General features: G+C 61.6%; 12 protein-coding genes. 8 read left to right on the top strand and 4 right to left on the bottom strand.

Features of this window, described 5'->3' with window-relative positions; genetic code table 11:
* Positions 1–3: 3 nt before the first annotated feature.
* The 7 genes from AVO45_RS11575 to AVO45_RS11540 all read left to right on the top strand — a co-directional run bounded on the left by AVO45_RS11575 (position 4) and on the right by AVO45_RS11540 (position 10318).
* A complete protein-coding gene (locus tag AVO45_RS11575; RefSeq protein ID WP_068347118.1) occupies positions 4–729 on the top strand; it encodes a uroporphyrinogen-III synthase in 726 nt (241 codons plus the stop codon).
* A 50-nt stretch (positions 730–779) separates the two neighbouring features.
* A complete protein-coding gene (locus AVO45_RS11570; protein ID WP_068347115.1) occupies positions 780–1970 on the top strand; it encodes a COG4223 family protein in 1191 nt (396 codons plus the stop codon).
* A 10-nt stretch (positions 1971–1980) separates the two neighbouring features.
* Entirely contained in the window at positions 1981–3480 is a 1500-nt protein-coding gene (locus AVO45_RS11565; RefSeq protein WP_068347113.1) for a heme biosynthesis protein HemY, read from the top strand.
* A gap of 483 nt (positions 3481–3963) precedes the next feature.
* Positions 3964–5703 carry a type I secretion system permease/ATPase gene (locus AVO45_RS11560; RefSeq protein ID WP_068347111.1) on the top strand — a complete coding sequence of 580 codons (1740 nt, stop codon included), beginning with the start codon at positions 3964–3966 and terminating at the stop codon, positions 5701–5703.
* Positions 5700–7010: an HlyD family type I secretion periplasmic adaptor subunit gene (locus tag AVO45_RS11555; protein WP_068347109.1), complete on the top strand. Its 1311-nt coding sequence runs from the start codon at positions 5700–5702 to the stop codon at positions 7008–7010. Before AVO45_RS11560 ends, AVO45_RS11555 begins: the two co-directional genes overlap by 4 nt.
* An 863-nt stretch (positions 7011–7873) precedes the next feature.
* Positions 7874–8767 carry a UTP--glucose-1-phosphate uridylyltransferase GalU gene (gene galU / locus AVO45_RS11545; RefSeq protein ID WP_068347104.1) on the top strand — a complete coding sequence of 298 codons (894 nt, stop codon included), beginning with the start codon at positions 7874–7876 and terminating at the stop codon, positions 8765–8767.
* Positions 8768–8881: 114 nt separating this feature from the next.
* Positions 8882–10318 carry a mannose-1-phosphate guanylyltransferase/mannose-6-phosphate isomerase gene (locus AVO45_RS11540; protein ID WP_068347103.1) on the top strand — a complete coding sequence of 479 codons (1437 nt, stop codon included), beginning with the start codon at positions 8882–8884 and terminating at the stop codon, positions 10316–10318.
* A 56-nt stretch (positions 10319–10374) separates the two neighbouring features.
* Here the strand turns inward: AVO45_RS11540 and AVO45_RS11535 are convergent, their stop codons facing one another.
* Positions 10375–11679 carry a UDP-glucose dehydrogenase family protein gene (locus AVO45_RS11535; RefSeq protein ID WP_068347102.1) on the bottom strand — a complete coding sequence of 435 codons (1305 nt, stop codon included), beginning with the start codon at positions 11677–11679 and terminating at the stop codon, positions 10375–10377.
* A 659-nt stretch (positions 11680–12338) separates the two neighbouring features.
* Between AVO45_RS11535 and AVO45_RS11530 the strand changes: the two genes are divergently transcribed.
* Positions 12339–13184 (top strand): hypothetical protein, encoded by an 846-nt coding sequence (locus AVO45_RS11530; RefSeq protein WP_157770146.1) that lies wholly within the window; start codon positions 12339–12341, stop codon positions 13182–13184.
* Between the two features lie 105 nt (positions 13185–13289).
* Here AVO45_RS11530 and moaA read toward each other — a convergent pair whose 3' ends face one another.
* The 3 genes from moaA to AVO45_RS11515 form a co-directional block, all read right to left on the bottom strand.
* On the bottom strand, positions 13290–14297 hold the full coding sequence (gene moaA, locus AVO45_RS11525) for a GTP 3',8-cyclase MoaA (protein WP_068347100.1): 1008 nt from the start codon (positions 14295–14297) through the stop codon (positions 13290–13292).
* Entirely contained in the window at positions 14287–15576 is a 1290-nt protein-coding gene (locus AVO45_RS11520) for a molybdopterin molybdotransferase MoeA (protein ID WP_068347099.1), read from the bottom strand. Before AVO45_RS11520 ends, moaA begins: the two co-directional genes overlap by 11 nt.
* 74 nt (positions 15577–15650) lie before the next feature.
* On the bottom strand, positions 15651–18317 hold the full coding sequence (locus AVO45_RS11515; RefSeq protein ID WP_068347098.1) for a molybdopterin-dependent oxidoreductase: 2667 nt from the start codon (positions 18315–18317) through the stop codon (positions 15651–15653).
* Positions 18318–18324 lie beyond the last annotated feature (7 nt).

Raw genomic sequence — 18324 nt, 5'->3', positions numbered from 1 at the left:
CCGATGTACCTGCTGATGACCCGCCCCCGCGCCGCCTCGGAGAGGTTTGTCGCGCAACTGCCGCCCAAAGTGCTTGAGCGGGTGAAGGTCATCTATTCTCCGTTGCTCGACATCCGCCCGATTGAGGGAAAGATAGGGATGTCGGGTCATGGCGGGCTGATCTTTACCTCGGCGAACGGGGTTCAGGCCGCCGCACGTTTGACGGGTGACAGGTCGTTGCCTGCCTATTGCGTCGGAGAGGTGACCACGGCAACCGCGGCCAGGGCGGGCTGGCAGGCCGAAATGGCAGGTGAAACGGCCGAGGCGCTTTTCGCGAACCTTCTGCGCCGCAGACCGCCTGGCCCGCTTTTGCATCTGAGAGGCGAACACAGCCGAGGCAACCTGGCCGAGCGGCTGACGCAATCGGGGCTGACGGTGCGGGATCAGGCGATCTATCGGCAGCTTTTGCTGCCTTTTTCGGATGAGGCGACAGAGGCGATGCTGGGCGACCAGCCGGTGATTGCCCCCGTGTTCTCTCCGAGGACGGCGCGACAATTTGCCGACCTGTGGTCCGGGTCGGTTCCGTTGATGTTGGCCGCAATCAGCGAGGCAGCCGCGGAACCCCTTGAATCGATGAACTTTCATTGTCTGAAGATCGCGAAACAACCCAATTCGGAACAGATGGGCAAGGCGGTCAGGAAGCTCGTGAAACACGCGATGCGGCTTGAGGGTGTCGGGGACGCGGATTAACCTGCTTTGGTCTGTAGTTCAGGCTATTTGGAATCGAAAGGGCATTAACGGTGGCTGATAAGAAGGATACCGATCAGGAACCGGGAACCGACCCAAAGCCGGAAACCGAAATCGACAAGGGCAAGGCCGAAGAGGCTGAACAGGCCCTTGACGAAAAAGCGGTGACCGAGGAATCCACCTCCGAAGCCGAAGCCGAAGCCGAAGCCGAAGCCGAAGCCGAAGCCGCTCCGGCCGTCGAGGAAAAGATCGTCGAACGCACCGTCGAAAAGCGCGGCGGTTTCATTCCTGCCCTTCTGGGTGGCGTGATCGCGGCCGCGCTGGGCTTTGCCGCCGGGCGCAGCGACATGATCCTGCCCGGAGGATCGAATACCGACGACCAGATCGCGGCGCTCGAGGCGGCGCTGGCCGAACAGGACGCACGGATTGCGGGTCTTGAGCAAGCCGTGGCCGAGATTCCCGAATTGACCGCCCTGCCCGGCGCTGTTTCTGACCTGTCGGACAAGATTTCACCGGCTCTGGCCGAGCTGGAGACGCTGCGGTCCGGCCTGGATGCGCTGGCAGCTTCGGTCGAGCCGCTGCAGCAGCGCCTGACCGAACTGGAAAAGCGCCCGATCACCGAGGGCGCCTCGCCCGAGGCGGTCGCAGCCTATGAACAGGAACTGAACAGGTTGCGCGAGTCGCTGGCGGCTCAGAGGGCCGAAGTCGAAAAGATGGTGGCCGAGGCGCAGGCGCTCGAGGCCAAGGCGGCCGCCGATGCACAGACAGCCGCCAATGCGGCGACGATTTCCCGTCTTCAGGTGAAACTGGATTCCGGGGCGTCCTATGCGGACCTGGTGGCCGAGCTTGAAGCCGGCGGCATGAGCGTGCCGGACGAACTGGCCGCCCACGCAACCACGGGCATTCCGACACTGACCGCGCTGCAGGACGAGTTCCCGCCCGCGGCGCGTGCGGCGCTGGCCGATGCCCGCGAGGCGGAAAAGGGCACGGGGCTGGTCGCTTTCCTGCAACGCCAGACGGGTGCCAGATCAGTGGCCCCGCGCGACGGCGATGATCCTGACGCGATCCTTTCACGGGCAGAAGCGGCCCTGATCGCCGGCGACGTGCCTGCGGCGTTGAATGAACTGGACGCCTTGCCAGAAGCCGCGCAACCCGCGCTGGCGGATTGGGTCAGCAAGGCCCGTACACGACAGGCGGCAATCGTAGCCGCGGATGCGCTTGCGCAAAGCTTGAACACGAACTGAGGGGCCTGCCATGCTTTGGTCACTGCTGAAGATACTGGTTTTTGTGGCAATCGTCGGCCTGCTGGCCTTTGGCGCCGGGTTGCTGATGGAAACCAGCGGTGGCGTTCAGATCACGGTCGCGGGCACCGAATATACCTTGGGGCCGCTGCAATCGGTCATTGCCTTCCTGGTGCTGGTGTTCCTGGTCTGGCTGTTCTTCAAGCTGCTGACCCTGCTTGTGGCCACGCTCAAGTTTCTCAATGGCGATGAAACCGCGCTGTCGCGCTATTTCGACCGCGGCCGCGAACGCAGGGGATATCAGGCCCTGGCGGACGCCTTGATGGCGCTGGCCTCTGGCGAAGGCCGGCTTGCCCTGACCCGGGCGGCCAAGGCCGAAAAGCTGCTGAACAAGCCCGAATTGACCAATCTTCTTGTGGCGCAGGCCGCCGAGATGGCCGGTAACACCAAAAAGGCGTCGGACGCCTACAAGAAACTGATCACCGACCCGTCCACCCGCTTTGTCGGGGTGCGCGGGATCATGAAGCAGAAACTGGCCGAGGGCGACGACGAAACCGCACGCAAGCTGGCCGAAAAGGCGCTGGCGCTCAAGCCGCGCCACGCGGAAACTCAGGACGTCCTGCTGCAACTTCAGACCAAGGCGCAGGACTGGGCGGGCGCGCGGTCGACTCTGACTGCCAAACTGAAGGCCGGAACGCTTCCGCGTGATGTCTACAAGCGCCGCGACGCGGTGCTGGCCCTGTCCGAGGCCAAGACCCTGCTGGACGAGACTGCGACCATCGAACAGCAGGAAAAAGCCATCGAGGCAAATCGCCTGTCACCGGATCTGGTTCCCGCCGCCGCGATGGCCGCCCGCGCCTATATTGCCAAGGGCAAGCCACGCTATGCCACCAAGATACTGAAAAAGGCCTGGGAAGCGCAGCCGCACCCGGATCTGGCGCATGCCTTTGCGGAGATCGAGCCCAATGAAACACCCGAGGAACGCGTCCGCCGCTTTACCGCGCTGACCCGGGTCCACCCCGATCACCCCGAAACCCGCCTGATCCTGGCCGAGCTCAATATCGTGGCCGAGGATTTCCCCGAGGCACGCCGTGCGCTGGGCAACCTGATCGAGAACCAGGCCGATGCGCGGGCTTACACGCTGATGGCCGCGATCGAGCGGGGCGAAGGTGCGTCGGATGCGGTGGTGCAGGGCTGGCTCGCCAAAGCCTTGAATGCGCCGCGTGGGCCTCAGTGGGTCTGCGACAACTGTCATGACATTCACGCCGAATGGGCGCCGGTCTGCCAGAACTGCAACAGTTTCGACACGCTCAGCTGGCAGACTCCGCAAACACCCGAGATCGCATCGGCCACCGGTGTTCACATGCTGCCGCTGATCGTCGGCGCCTTGGACGACAAATCCGAAGAATCGGAGCCGGACGCTGGCGAGTCCCAAGAGGAAGATGCCGAGTCCACGGAAGCGGACGTGATCGAAGCGGACGTTGAACTGGTCGGAGATGAGAACCGGACGTAACCGGCTGAATGATGCGGCGAGGAATTGCCCCGCACCTTCGATCAGGCAATGAGATTGACACCCCTCTCTTCGTTCGGAGCAATTCCGTAGTGTCTTTTGTAAACTTTCGAAAAGTGGCCGGCTGTTGAATCCGCAGGCCAGGGCGACCTCTATCAGCTTCATGTTTGTCTGGATCGGCAACATGCGCGCTTTCTCGATCCCGAGCTTGGAACAGCAGGAACTGGGCGTGGAATGGACCGTGCGCAGGTGATCCTCCCCCCACAGAAGTGGTCCGCCGTTATGTTCGTGAAAACGGAAGGATGTCCTGCTCGGCGTGTTTGGACCACCCGGCTGGAGATTTTCCCGGCAGCAGGTCAGTCATCAACCTAGATGACATGTTTCGATGTTATTGTTAGTCTTGGGGTAATTTTTAGTGTGCCATGGTCGCAACAGCGTTGATTTCGGTGGACCATTTGCCGACCAGTGATTGAGTGGAACAAGCGGATGCTGACAAGTGACCGCGCTTCAGGGTTAACAGAACTGCGGGAAGCCCGTCGTAAAAGTCGCGCTTTGCTTTGGTGCGTGGGCCTGTTCAGCGTTTTCGTCAATTTGCTGATGCTGACCGGGCCGATCTTCATGCTCCAGATCTATGACCGCGTTCTCGGCAGCCGGTCTGAGGAAACGCTGGCGGCGCTTGTCGTGCTGATGGCGTTCCTGTTCCTCATGATGGGGATATTGGAATGGGCGCGCGGCAGGGTCCTGGCGCGGGTTGGCGCCCGCTTTCAGACGCTGCTCGACAGGCGGGTTTTCGACGCGGTTCTTCGCAAGACGATCCGCAGCCCCGATCCGCGCGAGAGCGAAAACCAGCTCAAGAACCTCGAAGCGGTGCAAACCTTTTATGCTTCGCAGGTATTTGCCGCTCTGTTCGACCTGCCCTGGACACCCGTGTTTCTTGTCGGCATCTCGATTTTTCACCCTTGGCTGGGCCTGCTGGCCGTTGTCGGAGGCGGCGTTCTGATTTTCGTCACGGGTTTGAACCAGATCACAACCCGCGCGGCACAGGCGAAGGCCGGGACGGCAAGGAATGCATCCGACCGGATGGCGGAACATCTGGTGACCGAAGCCGAAATGATACGCGGTCTGGGAATGCAGGAGAACTTCTTCAGCCGCTGGTACCTCGCTCGGAAAACCGCACTGAAGGAGGGGCTGCGTGCCAATGACATGGGCGGCAGTTTCGCGTCGACATCAAAGACCTTCAGGCTTTTCCTGCAGTCCACGATGCTGGGCCTGGGCGCGTTTCTCGTGTTGCGTGGCCAGTTGACTCCCGGAGCGATGATCGCAGCTTCGATCCTGCTGGGGCGGGCGTTGGCCCCGGTGGATCTTGTGATCGGCCAATGGCCCTTGGTGCAGCGCGCCAGACATGGTTGGAATGCCCTGGCTCAACTGTTGTCGGCAATACCTGAAGAGCCGTCGCGGACGGAATTGCCCCGACCACAGGCCCGGCTCGAGGTGCAGCAGCTTACCATCGTGCCGCCGGGCGCAACCCAGGCCGCATTGCGGTTGGTCAGCTTCGAGTTGCAACCGGGGCAGGCTGTCGGGGTGATTGGCCCTTCGGGCTCGGGCAAGTCGACGCTGGCCCGCGCGCTGACCGGAGTCTGGCCCGCCTCGGGCGGCAGGATTCGCCTGGACGGGGCGCCGATCGAGCAATACGCGCCCGAGGCACTGGCGCGCTACATCGGTTACCTGCCGCAGAGGGTGCAGCTGTTTGACGGAACCATCGCAGAGAACATCGCCCGGCTGAGCCTGACACCGGACGATGCCAAGGTGGTCGAAGCGGCAAAGAAGGCGGCTGCGCATGACATGATCCTGCAACTGCCGGACGGCTACGACACCCCGGTCTCTGTCGCGGGCGGTCAGCTGTCAGGTGGCCAGATTCAGCGCATCGGCCTGGCCCGGGCCATGTATGACGACCCGGTGCTTCTGGTTCTGGACGAGCCCAATTCCAGCCTCGACAACGAGGGTTCGGTCGCGCTCAACAAAGCGATCCGTCAGATGAAGGAAGAGGGGCGCTCGGTGCTCATCATGGCACACAGGCCGGCGGCGATCATGGAATGCGACCTGCTGCTGGTGCTTGAGGGCGGAATGCGCAAGGCCTGGGGTCCGCGGGAGAAGGTTCTGGCCGACGTGGTTCAGAACTATCAGCAGATCCGACGGGCGGGCGGCAACCCGGTTGGTGTGACATGAACGGCAAGGAAAAACCCGGCTTCTCCGCCAGCTTGCCGCTTGCCATCGGATTTCTGGCCCTGCTGGTTCTGCTCGGCGGTTTCGGCACCTGGGCCGCGCGCGCCAATATTTCCGGGGCGGTGGTGGCGACTGGCCGGATCGTCGTCGATCAGAACCGTCAGGTGATTCAGCACCCGGATGGCGGGGTGGTTGCCGAAATCCTCGTCGAAGAGGGTGATCCGGTTGCGGCCGGCGATCTTCTGCTTCGGCTTCAGGCCAGCGACCTGAAATCCGAACTGGCCGTCGTCGAGGGGCGGCTGGTAGAATTGATGGCGCGGCGCGGGCGTCTGGAGGCGGAGCGCGACGAGGCGGCAGAGATCGTTTTCGACCCGGAACTGCTGGCCATGGAAGAGGAACGGCCCGAGGTCGGGCGGCAGATGGCCGGGCAACGCCGACTGTTCCAGGCCCGGAACACCTCGATTGCCAGAGAAACGGAACAGTTGCGCAACAGGCGAAAGCAACTGCGTTCGCAGATCGACGGCATTCAGGCCCAGAGCGAGGCATTGGCGCGTCAGAACGCATTGATTGCCGAGGAATTGAAGAGCCAGAAGGCGCTGCTGGAAAAGGGGTTGGCTCAGGCTTCGCGGGTGATATCCCTGCAGCGCGAAGAAGCCCGGCTGGCTGGCGAGTTGGGGAACCTGACGGCCAGAAAGGCCGAGGCGTTGGAGCGTATCGCCGAACTGGAAATCGAGGAGTTGAAGCTCAACTCGCAACGCCGCCAGGAGGCGATCTCGCAGCTGCGCGATCTGCGCTACAACGAAATGGAACTGCTGGAGCGCCGCAGATCATTGCAGGAACGGCTGAGCCGGCTGGATTTGCGCGCGCCGGTTTCCGGTATCATCCACGACCCACAGGTCTTCGGAGCCGATGCCGTCATTCGCCCGGCAGAACCGGTGATGTATGTGGTGCCCCAGGACCGGCCGCTGGTCATCGAAGCGCATATTGCCGCCATCGATGTGGACCAAGTGCAAAAGAACCAATCCGTCGCTGTGCGTTTCGCGGCCTTTGATGGCCGCACGACGCCCGAGTTGAATGGCTATGTCGACCGCGTGTCCGCAGATGCCTTCATCAACGAACACACCGGAGCCGCCTATTACCGGGTCGAGATTACCTTGTCGGAAGGTGAGTTCAGCAAACTTCCGCAAGGGGCGAACCTGCTGCCCGGTATGCCGGTGGATGTATTCATCCGCACCGACGACCGTTCGCCGATCGCGTATCTCGTCCGCCCGCTGACAAATTATTTCACAAAGGCCTTCCGGGAGAGCTAGGGCTGGCGGGAAGTTGGAAGCCGTTGCAGGCAGGCGGGGTTTGACCGAAACGACCGCCTAGTCTTCTGGTCAGTCGTGGCGGAGGATCCTAACCCTGAAAAAGGGAAGAGCGTACAAGGTTGCGACTGCGCTGCACAATACGGCGATTGATCCGAAAATGGAAAAGAAACCAACCGCAACCAGAAAGGGGTACCCCAAATAAACGGCGGTTCCTCCGGCGATGCCGCCCACCAGCATACCTACTGCCAAGAAGCCAACGATCATTGCTTGCCCTATGCCTCCAGTTTCTTTGTTTTCACAACCTTCGCAAGAAAACGCCAAGAAGTCGAGATCCCGGCCGATCTTGGTTCAGTATTGTGACATCAATTGGGCAATCTCGATCTGTTGCGATCGAAACCTTCCCAAACACCTGTATTTACCGCTGAAACCTGCTACTTGGCGCACGGTTAGCAAAATTTTCGACGGCATACACAGAGAAGAGGCGCGTCAGGCGGAAATCGGCAAGACGCCGCCGAAGGCCGCTGGCATCGAATATGCTCAACAGGGATGGCCGCCTCTCGGTGCAGGGCCTGCAAGGCAACCGAGAAACCGGAAATCGGTGCAAAGAGATGAAAAAGCACGTTAAAACAACAAACTGATGCAACATGCCGGGACTGCATCCTTGTTGCCGATCCGTCCTCGCCGCGCGCCTCGGGGCGCCCGCCAAGCTGTTTGCGTTGAAGGGGGTGGGCTATGGTGGATCCGGTCTTCCGCCGGCCTGCCGCCATGTGGCCGTATGACATTGATTCCCGGGTGATTTCACGCCTAATAGGGGAAACCAGGCTGAGACAGCCATTTATGAACAAATTGGATTTGGAGATAACATGCCACGCAAGGTGACCAAGGCAGTTTTCCCGGTTGCTGGGCTGGGGACGAGATTTCTTCCAGCTACGAAATCGGTTCCGAAAGAGATCATGACTTTGGTGGACCGCCCGCTGGTGCAATACGCCATCGACGAGGCCCGGGCCGCCGGCATCAAGGAATTCATCTTTGTCACCTCGCGTGGAAAGTCGGCGCTGGAGGATTATTTCGACCACAATCTGATCCTCGAACAGGAGCTAAGGAAGAAAGGGAAGAACGACCTTCTGGAGGTTCTCAAATCCACCAACATGGAAAGCGGAGCCATCGCCTACATCCGCCAGCACAAGGCGCTCGGGCTGGGCCACGCGGTCTGGTGCGCCCGCCGACTGATCGGCAACGAACCCTTTGCCGTGATGTTGCCGGACGACGTGATTGCAGCCGAGAAACCCTGCCTGCAGCAGATGGTCGAGGCCTATGAAGAGACCGGCGGCAACATGGTCGCGGCGATGGAAGTTCCGCCGGAACAGACAAGCGCCTATGGCATTCTGGATGTCGGCGAGGACATGGGTTCGGTCGTAGCTGCCAGGGGCATGGTCGAGAAACCGGAAACCGGAGAGGCACCTTCCAACCTGGCCGTGATCGGTCGGTATATCCTGAGCCCGTCTGTGTTGAAAAATCTCAACAAGTTGAAACAGGGCAGCGGCGGAGAAATTCAACTGACCGACGCCATCGCCGAGGATATCGGTTCCGACACCCCGGTCTATGGCTACCGCTTCCGTGGCCAGCGGTTTGACTGTGGCTCCAAGACAGGTTTCCTTCAGGCTACCGTGGCCTTTGCTCTGGCACGCGACGATCTGCGCGACGACTTGCGCCGCTACTTGCAAGAGATCGCCCTGACGGAAAAGGCGGCGCAATAACAGGGGCAATACGATCTGCCTGTCCGGGCTCCTCATAGCCTTCTTCGGTCTTTCAGGGGCCGGTTTTGTGTGGCACAAATTGTTCGGACAGGTTTGATGAAAGGCATTGAAAACATGGCAACCATTCACCCCGTTGTCCTGTGTGGAGGCTCTGGTACGCGCCTGTGGCCGCTGTCACGAAAGAGCTATCCAAAACAGTTCGTGCCGCTGGTGGGGAAACAAACCCTGTTTCAGGCCTGTGCCGAACGGATGCGCGGCCCGGAAGACGCGCCTTTCGCCGCGCCGATCGTCCTGACCAATTCCGATTTCCGCTTTATTGTCACCGAGCAGCTTGCTGAAGTCGGAATTGACCCGGGCACCGTCCTGATCGAACCGGAGGGGCGCAACACGGCCCCTGCGGTTCTGGCTGCGGCGCTGCATCTGAACGCGTCTGATCCGGATGCGATCATGTTGGTCGCGCCTTCGGACCATGTGATTCCTGATTCCAAAGCCTTTTTTGCTGCCGTGGCCGAAGGGGCGCGGGTGGCGGCAGACCAGAAAGATCTCGTGACTTTCGGCATCACGCCCGACCGGCCCGAGACCGGCTATGGTTATCTGCAATTGCAGGCCTCTCCAGACGGAACCGGCAAGGCGCAGCCATTGGGCCGGTTCGTCGAAAAGCCGGACCTGGACACTGCGAAGAAGATGCTGGCTGACGGCAGCTATCTGTGGAACTCGGGCATTTTCCTTTTTGCGGTGCGCGACATCCTTGCTGCGTTCCAGGCGCACGCGCCCGACCTGATGGCGCCGGTGCGGGCAGCGGTCGAGCAGGCCAGGGCTGACCTTGGGTTTCTGCGGCTTGATCCGGCGGCCTGGGCCGAGGTCGCGGATATTTCCATAGACTATGCGGTGATGGAAAAAGCCAAGAACCTTAGCGTCGTTCCCTATTCCGCGGGTTGGTCCGACCTTGGCAGCTGGTCGGCGGTGCAGGAACTCAGCAATCCGGATGAGGAGGGCGTCGCGACCTCCGGTGAGGTGACCGCGATCGACTGCCACAACGTGCTGTTGCGCTCGGAGGCGGGCAACCAGGAACTCGTGGCCATGGGGCTGGACAACATGATCGCGGTGGCGATGCCGGATGCGGTTCTGGTTGCCAGCATGGACAAGGCCCAGGACGTGAAACAGGCGGTGACCGCGCTGAAGGCCAAGGGTGCGAAACAGGCCGAAGAGCTGCCGGTGGATCACCGTCCATGGGGCTGGTTCGAAAGCCTTGCGATCGGAGACAGGTTCCAGGTCAAGCGCATTCACGTTCATCCCGGTGCCGCACTCAGCCTGCAATCGCATCACCACCGGTCCGAGCACTGGATCGTGGTGGAAGGCACGGCGAAGGTCACGATCGATGACGAGGTGAAGCTGGTGACCGAGAACGAGTCGGTCTACATCCCCGTGGGCGCCGTGCACAGGATGGAAAACCCGGGCAAGGTGCCGATGGTCCTGATCGAGGTGCAGACCGGCACCTATCTGGGTGAGGATGACATCATCCGCTACGAAGACGTATACGCCCGCAAATAGTGGACCCTTTTCAGGGTTTCCGGTTGCCGCTGGGTGGAAAATTCAGTGGCAGCCGTTCAGCGCCCGACCCCGACATAGGTTTCGAACCCGGCCTTTTCCGCGGCCGAGCGCGAATAGACGTTGCGCAGATCCACCATCCGCGGGTGCTTCATTTTTTCGGCCAGTTGCACGAGATTCAGCGCCCGGAACTCGTTCCATTCCGTCAACAAGACCACCATGTCGGACTCATCCGCGGCCTCATAGGGGTCCTCCACCCATTGCACGCCAGGCAGCAGCGCCTCGCCAAAGGTCTTGCCTTGGGGATCCACGACCTGCACCTTTGCGCCGGCGCCGATGAGCGCGGGAACAATGGTCAGGGACGGGGCATCCCGCATGTCATCGGTATTGGGTTTGAAGGTCACTCCGAGAACCGTGATCGTCTTTCCGTTCAGCGAACCGTCACAAGCATCCCGGATCTTGTCCAACATCCGTTTCTTTACCTCGTCATTCACGCGAATGACGGTTTCGGTGATCCGCATCGGAAAGGCGTGTTCCTGCCCGATACGCGCCAGCGCCGCAGTGTCCTTGGGAAAGCACGATCCCCCATAGCCGGGACCTGCATGCAGGAACTTGTTGCCGATGCGCCCATCCAGGCCGATGCCCCGCGCGACTTGCTTGACGTCGGCGCCGACCCGCTCGCACAGGCCGGCGATTTCGTTGATGAAGGTGATCTTGGTGGCCAAAAAGGCATTTGCGGCGTACTTGATCATCTCGGCGCTTTCCAGATCTGTCGTCAGGATCGGAAAGTCCCGCAGATAGAGAGGGCGATAGATCTCGGCCATCACCTCGGCGGCACGGTCGTTTTCGACCCCGACGACCACACGGTCAGGGCGCATGAAGTCCGAGATCGCCGCGCCTTCGCGCAGGAATTCCGGGTTCGAGGCAACGTCGAACTCGGCCTGCGGATTGACCCGGGCAATGGTGTCCTTCACCTGCCGGTTGGTGCCCACCGGAACCGTGGACTTGGTCACGACCACCGTGTAGCCGGTCATGGCGCGCGCGATTTCCTCGGCTGCGGCCATCACATAGCTGACGTCCGCATGGCCGTCGCCGCGTCGCGACGGGGTGCCCACGGCAATGAATACCGCATCCGCCCCGTCAACGGCAGCACTCAGATCCGTCGTGAAGCTCAGCCGCCCCGCAGAGATGTTCTTGGCCATCAAGACATCCAGCCCGGGCTCGTAGATCGGCACCTCACCAGCTTGCAGCATCTCGATCTTGTCGGCGGCCTTGTCCACGCAGATCACGTCATGTCCGAAATCCGAAAAACAAACGCCCGAGACCAATCCAACGTAACCGGTTCCAATCATTGCGACACGCATGTGTCCTACTCCTCATGAATCTTGGGAAATCAATTGCGTCGAAATTTGCATGCCGATACTGGATGCTCGGTTTGAACTCCTGCCTGCAACCGAAACAAGTGCGAGGCGTCAAAAACTGGCGCGGACTTGCAAATCATCATGTTGGTTGGATGCGGCAGGTGGGCAGGGAATGCAAGCATGATCTTTTGCGGCGGATGCCGGCATTGCGGTGATCGCCGCGGTCACCGGGGTGCGAGTACGTGACCAAACGGCCTTGCAGGGGCATTGCGACCGAACCTCAATCGCGTGCAGCATCGCCACGCTGCAGGATAAGACAGCCCTGAAATCGATGAAATTTTCGGCTTGTGCGATTTCGTGCTAAGCTGTGATTCACGCAAAGGCCAAGAAGGAAACAATGGCGTTTCGGGAACATGCGGAAATTGGCGGCACGGGTTGGCCGTGATCATCCCGCACTGCCAACACCGTTGCGCAACCCGCAATGAGAGGCGCGGTTGGGTTCGGGTGAAACAAGGTCTGGCGGGCTTGGGGTAGGATTCAAGCCGGCAAATCCGTTTGTTGGCTTGAAGGCGGATTGAAAACTATCGGCAGCGTGTTCCGAGCGTTCTTTGGTGAAGAACGCTAATCCATGGCCCATTTTTCAGTGGGTTGGTTCATTAGAGATGACGAGTGAAGTTATGTGTGAATCGGACCGGGCATCCAGTGCCCTGAATGAGCCCAGGATTCAGCTATCCGCGAAATATCTCTGGGTGCTGATAATTTTCGGAATTCCAGCGATGGCCGTCCTTTCTGTCATCATGATGGAAATCAAATCCCTTACCGACAACGACTTGATCGAGGAGATTGCCGATCGCTTCATTCTCAACAACGAGACCAGCTTTCCGACTCTGCTGAGTTATCTTCTCATGTTCACGGCCTCGCAGCTTTCGCTACTGGTCTTTTTCACGCAGCAGAAAAAACAGCGGGCCTTGTTCAACCTGTATTGGCTTTTGATCGCCTTGTTTTTCCTGGTGCTGGCATATGACGAAGTCGCCCAGGTTCACGAAAAGATCCCGCCCCCGATCGCCAAGCAGCGTTTCAAGGACCACGGCTGGGTGTTTGCCGGGGTGGCTGTGGCATTGACATTGGCAATCTGTTTCATCCCGTTTTTTCGAAAAGGCCCGCAGCCATTGGTCAGGCAGCTGTTTTGGGGTGCTGCGATTTTCCTGTCCGGGGCGATCGTGATCGAAGCGATTGGCGGCGCCTACGCTGATTTCGTCACGAAGGATCGCATCTATGGCTTGATAGCGGTCCTCGAGGAATCCGTCGAGTTGTTGGGAATTGCTTACCTGAATGCCGTTCTGGTGGAACATCTGGGCAGGCTAAGCTTCGTCCTTTCCTTCGTTCGAGGGGGCGAGCACTGGCTGGCCGCGCCCGAATCCGAAACCCGGCAAAAGGCTCGATTCCCCGAAAAAAAGATGGGGACGACCTACACGACGGAACCCGCACATGAAAGCGGCGCTTCGTGACGTGTAGGGAAATTTCGGGCCGCAACCGGTGCCAGGGACAGGAACAAGGCCAAGTGAGGACCTCCGAGGTTCGTTGGCCGGCTCCTGTTTCGGCGGCGGCCGGATTCATCCGCCGAGCGCGGACATGTGACGCGACACGGCCGGCGCCGCCATGCGTGCAAGGTCAAACCGATGCCGCTCGGGCTTCATGAGAATCGCCGTCCGGATGGCAGCGAGGGCGGCGACCTCGGACCGGCGCAGGGGCGCGCGCAGATCGACCGACCCTTCGTCGCCCATGCAGGTGTACAGCCGGCCGGTGCAACTTAGCCGCACGCGGTTGCAAAGCGCGCAGAAGTTGCATGACATGGGTGAGATCAGACCCAGCCGGCCGCCGGTTTCGGCCACTCTCAAATAGCGCGCCGGGCCACCGCTGTCGTGCCGTTCGGGGGTCAGCATCCAACGGCGCGCCAGATCGGCTCGAAGGCTTTGCAGCGACAGCACGCTTTCGCTGCGGTTCAGGCCGGTTTCGCCCAGTGGCATTTCCTCGATCAGTGTCAGGTCCATGCCGCGCCCATGTGCAAAGCGGATCAGATCGTCCACTTCGCGCTCGAACGCACCCCGGCTGGCCACCGTGTTCAGCTTGACTTTCAGCCCGGCCTCCCGAGCGGCGTCGATCCCGGCCAGAACTCTGCGGATGTCGCCCAGCCGGGTGATCTCTCGGTAGCGTTGGGAGTCCAGTGTATCGAGCGACACGTTGACCCGCCGCACCCCGCACTTCGCCAGATCCTCGGCGTGGCGGGCCAGCAATGTACCGTTCGTGGTCAATGTCAGTTCATCCAGCGCGCCGGATCGGAGGTGCCGCGACAAGTCGCGGAACAGGTCCATCACATCCCGCCGCAAGAGCGGCTCGCCGCCGGTAATCCTGAGCTTGCGGACGCCGTGACGGATGAAGAGGTCAGACAGGCGGGCCAGCTCCTCGAGACTCAGCAGGTCGCGCTTGGGCAGGAACGTCATTTTCTCGGCCATGCAGTAGGTGCAGCGCAGGTCGCACCGGTCGGTGACCGACAGGCGGAGATAGCTCACCACCCGGCCGAACCCGTCCGTCAGCGGGGCTGGGGTGGTGTCAAGGGGCATGGGGGTCCTCCGCTGCGGATGCCACTCCGAACGGTTGCCAGCGAAGCGGATCGCTGGGGCGGACCCGGTCGGTCCCGGCGGGGACGATGGCCAGCCCGTCGGCCCGGGCCAGCGGAAACAATGTCGCCGAGACACTGCGCCCGAGCCGCTCCAGAATGGGCACGCCCGCATCATATCCGCGAAGGCGCACCGGAAAGACTTCGGCGCGTCCCGGCTTTCGGCGCCAACTGAAACCGGCGCGCGCCGGAACCGGTGCAAAGGGGGCAGGTTCCGTGCCCGCCAGTCTGGCGATCTGTGGGGCGACGAACAGGTGAAAACCCACATGAACGGCAAAGGGATTGCCGGGCAAGCCGGTCACCGCGGTGCTGCCCAGCCTTCCGAACATCACCGGTTTGCCCGGTTTCAGGGCCACCCGCCATCCCGTGACGCTGCCCCCGGCGGCCACAAGCGCGCCCCGGATGTTGTCCTTGCCTCCCATCGACACGGCTCCGGAAGTAAGGACGAGATCAAATCTCTCATCAAGGCCGTCAAGGGCATCGGCGATGGTTCCGGGGTCGTCGGGCAGGATGCCCATATCGGTCACATCCGCCCCGGCCTGGGCCGCCAGCGCCAACAGCATGGGACGGTTGGCGTCCGGGATCTGCCCCGGCGCGCGTGGCGCGTCGCTGACCTCGTTGCCGCTCGAGAACACGGCCAGTCGCGGCGGTCGGACGACTTCGACCCGGGTGATGCCATTGGCCGCCAGCAGCCCGACATGGCGCGGGGCCAGACGGGTGCCCGCAGGCACCAGTATCTGCCCCGATGCCTGATCGCTGCCGGCCCGGCGGATGTTGTCGCCCGGGCAGGGCTGCAGGTTGAACTCGACCCGGCCGCCAACCTCATTGCATTGCTCGACCATCACCACGGCATCGGCGCCCACGGGCAGCGGCGCGCCGGTATAGATGCGCAGGGCAGCGCCGTCCGGCAATGCCCGGGACGCGTCGCCCGCCGCCACCGTTCCGGCGATGGGCAGGCTTCGAGCGCCGGCCAGATCGGCGCAACGCAGCGCAAAACCATCCATTGCGGAATTGTCGAAATAGGGCATGGCTGCCGCAGCCCGAATGTCCCGGCGCGTGGTTCGGCCAAGCGCATCGCTCAGCGCGACCGTCTGTCCGTCCCGCAAGGGCGCGACCTGCGCCAGCGCCAAGGCCCTGGCTTCGGAAACACGCATCAGGTCTGCACCGGACGAAGGTTCGAGACCGTCACAGCCGCATTCACCAGAGACATTGACACTGTTCATCGGACTATCCATCGCTGACTGTCGGAGGGCGCAACGGGCGGCCGGTCATCCAGCCGCCCGTTCCGTTATGCAGGTTACATGGCGTCAGAGGCGTTCTTCATCAGGTAGTCCATGACGAGTGCCGCTTCTTCCTCGTCGAGACCGGCCCGCGGGAACATTGACGGGGTGATGCCCTTCCACTGCTGGCGCGTGAAGTGCGAGACCTCGCGCGGGCCATGGCAGACCGTGCAGCGTTCGTAGAAGATCTTTTCACCCGGCTCCATGTCGGCATAGAGGCTCTCGGTGAGTTCATAGAGGCGGTCGAGGCCCAGCTTGTCCTCGTCGATCGCGGCCACTTCCATGTCCTCGATGATCGGCGGCTTCTCGTAAGCCGTGTTGGGGCCTTCGGGGTCCACGCATTTGCGCAGCGAGACCAGAACGGTGTTGGCCGAGGTCGCCTCTGACAGGCCGGAGGACCGCTGTGTCGAGGTGATGAAGTTCACCAGCCCCGAGTTGCAGCGCCCCTTGCTGTCCAGCTGCGGCCATGCGCCTTCGTAGATCGAGATCACCCCCGGCATGATGTCGTCACTGACGACCGCACCGGCGATGACCGTGCCGCGGTCGTTGTAGAGCTCGACGAGATCGCCATCCTCGATGCCGCGCTCGGCTGCATCCTGGCTGTTGATCCGAACCGGTTCGCGGCCCTGCACCTTGTAGAGCCCGCGCAGGGTTTTCGACTGATCCATCTGGCTGTGCAGACGGAACCACGGGTGCGGCGAAACGACGTGCAGCTGACCTTCCCTGGCGTTGCCGAGATATTCGTGCTTTTCCATCCACATCGGCATGCCCGGGCAGTCATCGATGTTCATGTTCGCGATGGTCTCGCAGAACATTTCGATCTTGCCCGAGGCGGTGTGCAGCGGGTGTGCGTCGGGGTCTTCGTAGAAGGCGCCGTGGCGGGTCCACTTGCGCGCGTCGTCGGGCGTCTCCATCACGGCATAGCCCTTCTCCCAGAATTCCTCGAAGGGCGTGGTCTTGGCTGCCGAAGACCGCTCATAGGCGCGCCGGATGTGGGTCATGTAGTCTTCGCCATCGGTGAACTGCGCCCAAAGCCCCAGCTTGTCGGCGAGCCCTTCGAAGATTTCGTAGTCCGACTTGCTCTCGCCGATCGGCTCGATCACCTTTTTCATCGCGTAGACGCGGTTGTTGGAATAGGTGCCGCCCGACGTGATGTCGTCGCGTTCCAGCGTCGAGGACGCGGGCAGGACGATATCGGCCCAGCGGGTTGCGGCGGTCCACCAGACATCGACGCTGACGATGGTTTCCACCTTTTCCAGAGCCCGGATCAGCCGGTTGGTGTCCTGTTGGTGCGACATGAAGTTGTTGCCGGCATTGAAGATCATCTTTACGTCCGGATAGGTGTAGGTGTTCCCGTTGTAGAAGAACTCCTTGCCCGGGTTTTCCAGCATCTCCGTTATCCGCGAAGCAGGGCAGATGCCCTTGACGAAATTGCGGCCCTGGCTCAGGCCCGACGGCGTGGAGTTGCCCGACTGCGGCATGCCGCCATTGCCATAGTGCCAGCTGAAGCCGACGCCGCAGCCCGGTTTGCCGATCTTGCCGGTCAGGGCGGCAAAGTTGACGATGGCCCAGTGGGTCATTTCGCCGTGCTGGGCGCGCTGAAGCGCCCAGGCGCCGGCGATTTCGGTATTGGACCTTGCAAGCAGCTCGGCCAGTTCCCTGATCCTGGCCTCTTCAATGCCGGTGATGGATGCGGCCCAGGCCGGTGTCTTGGGCGTGCCGTCGGTCTCGCCCTTCACATAGGCGATCCACTTGTCGGCGCCGACGGTGTACCTGTCCATGTAGGCTCGGTCCTCGAGCCCGTTTTCAAGCACGTGATGGGCCATGCCCAGGAACAGGGCGACGTCGGTGTTCGGGATGATCCTGATCCATTCGGCGTTCAGGTATTCATCCGAGGCCGTCCGCTGCGGGTTGATCGAGATGAACTTGACCCCGGCGTCGCGGATCATTTCCCACGGGGTGTACATGCCGTGGTCGGCCACGCGGTATTCAATCCGGTTGTTCTTGACCGGGTCGCAACCCACCAGCACGAAAACCTCGGTGTTGTCGCGGATGGTTTCCCATGCCGATTGCGCCGAATATACCTCCATGTCGCCGATGACATGCGGCAGCGAGATCTGCGAGGCGCCGGCGGACCAGTCCCCTTGCGTGTTGGTGCAGCCGCCCATCAGGTTCAGCAGTCGCCCCTGCAGCACGTTGGGGCGGAATACGCCAGCATTGGACCAGCCGCCATAGGACGAGCTGAAGATCGCCTGGTTGCCGTGATTGGTGGCGGTGTCGAGCAGCGCCTTGGCGGTCAGGCTGTAGGCGGTGTTCCAATCGACGCGGACATATTCTTCCTTGCCGCGAAGCTGGGGTTTGACATCGCCGGTTTCCCAACCCAGCAAATAGGACTTCCGGACCATCGGATAGTTGATCCGGCTTTTGTCATAGGTGCGGTCCATGAAGCCATAGGCCAGCATCTCGGTCGGGCGCGCGTCCAGCTCGGTCATCGCGTTGATCCCGACAAGCTTGCCATCGCGGACAACTGCCTCGAACGGGCCGAAATGCGTGGCATGGAAGGTGCGGCCGGCAAACGAGTTCGGGTCGATGGCGGCCATCGCGGTCGAATTCATCAGGGTGGCGGCGCCGAAGGCGACACTACCCTGCAGGAATGCGCGGCGCGTTGGGTTGGCGAATGACATATCAGGC

This window comes from Ruegeria marisrubri (assembly GCF_001507595.1).
GTDB classification, from domain to species: Bacteria; Pseudomonadota; Alphaproteobacteria; order Rhodobacterales; family Rhodobacteraceae; genus Ruegeria; species Ruegeria marisrubri.
The sequence above is the reverse complement of the archived record's forward strand: the minus strand, read 5'-3'. Positions and strand labels throughout refer to the sequence as shown.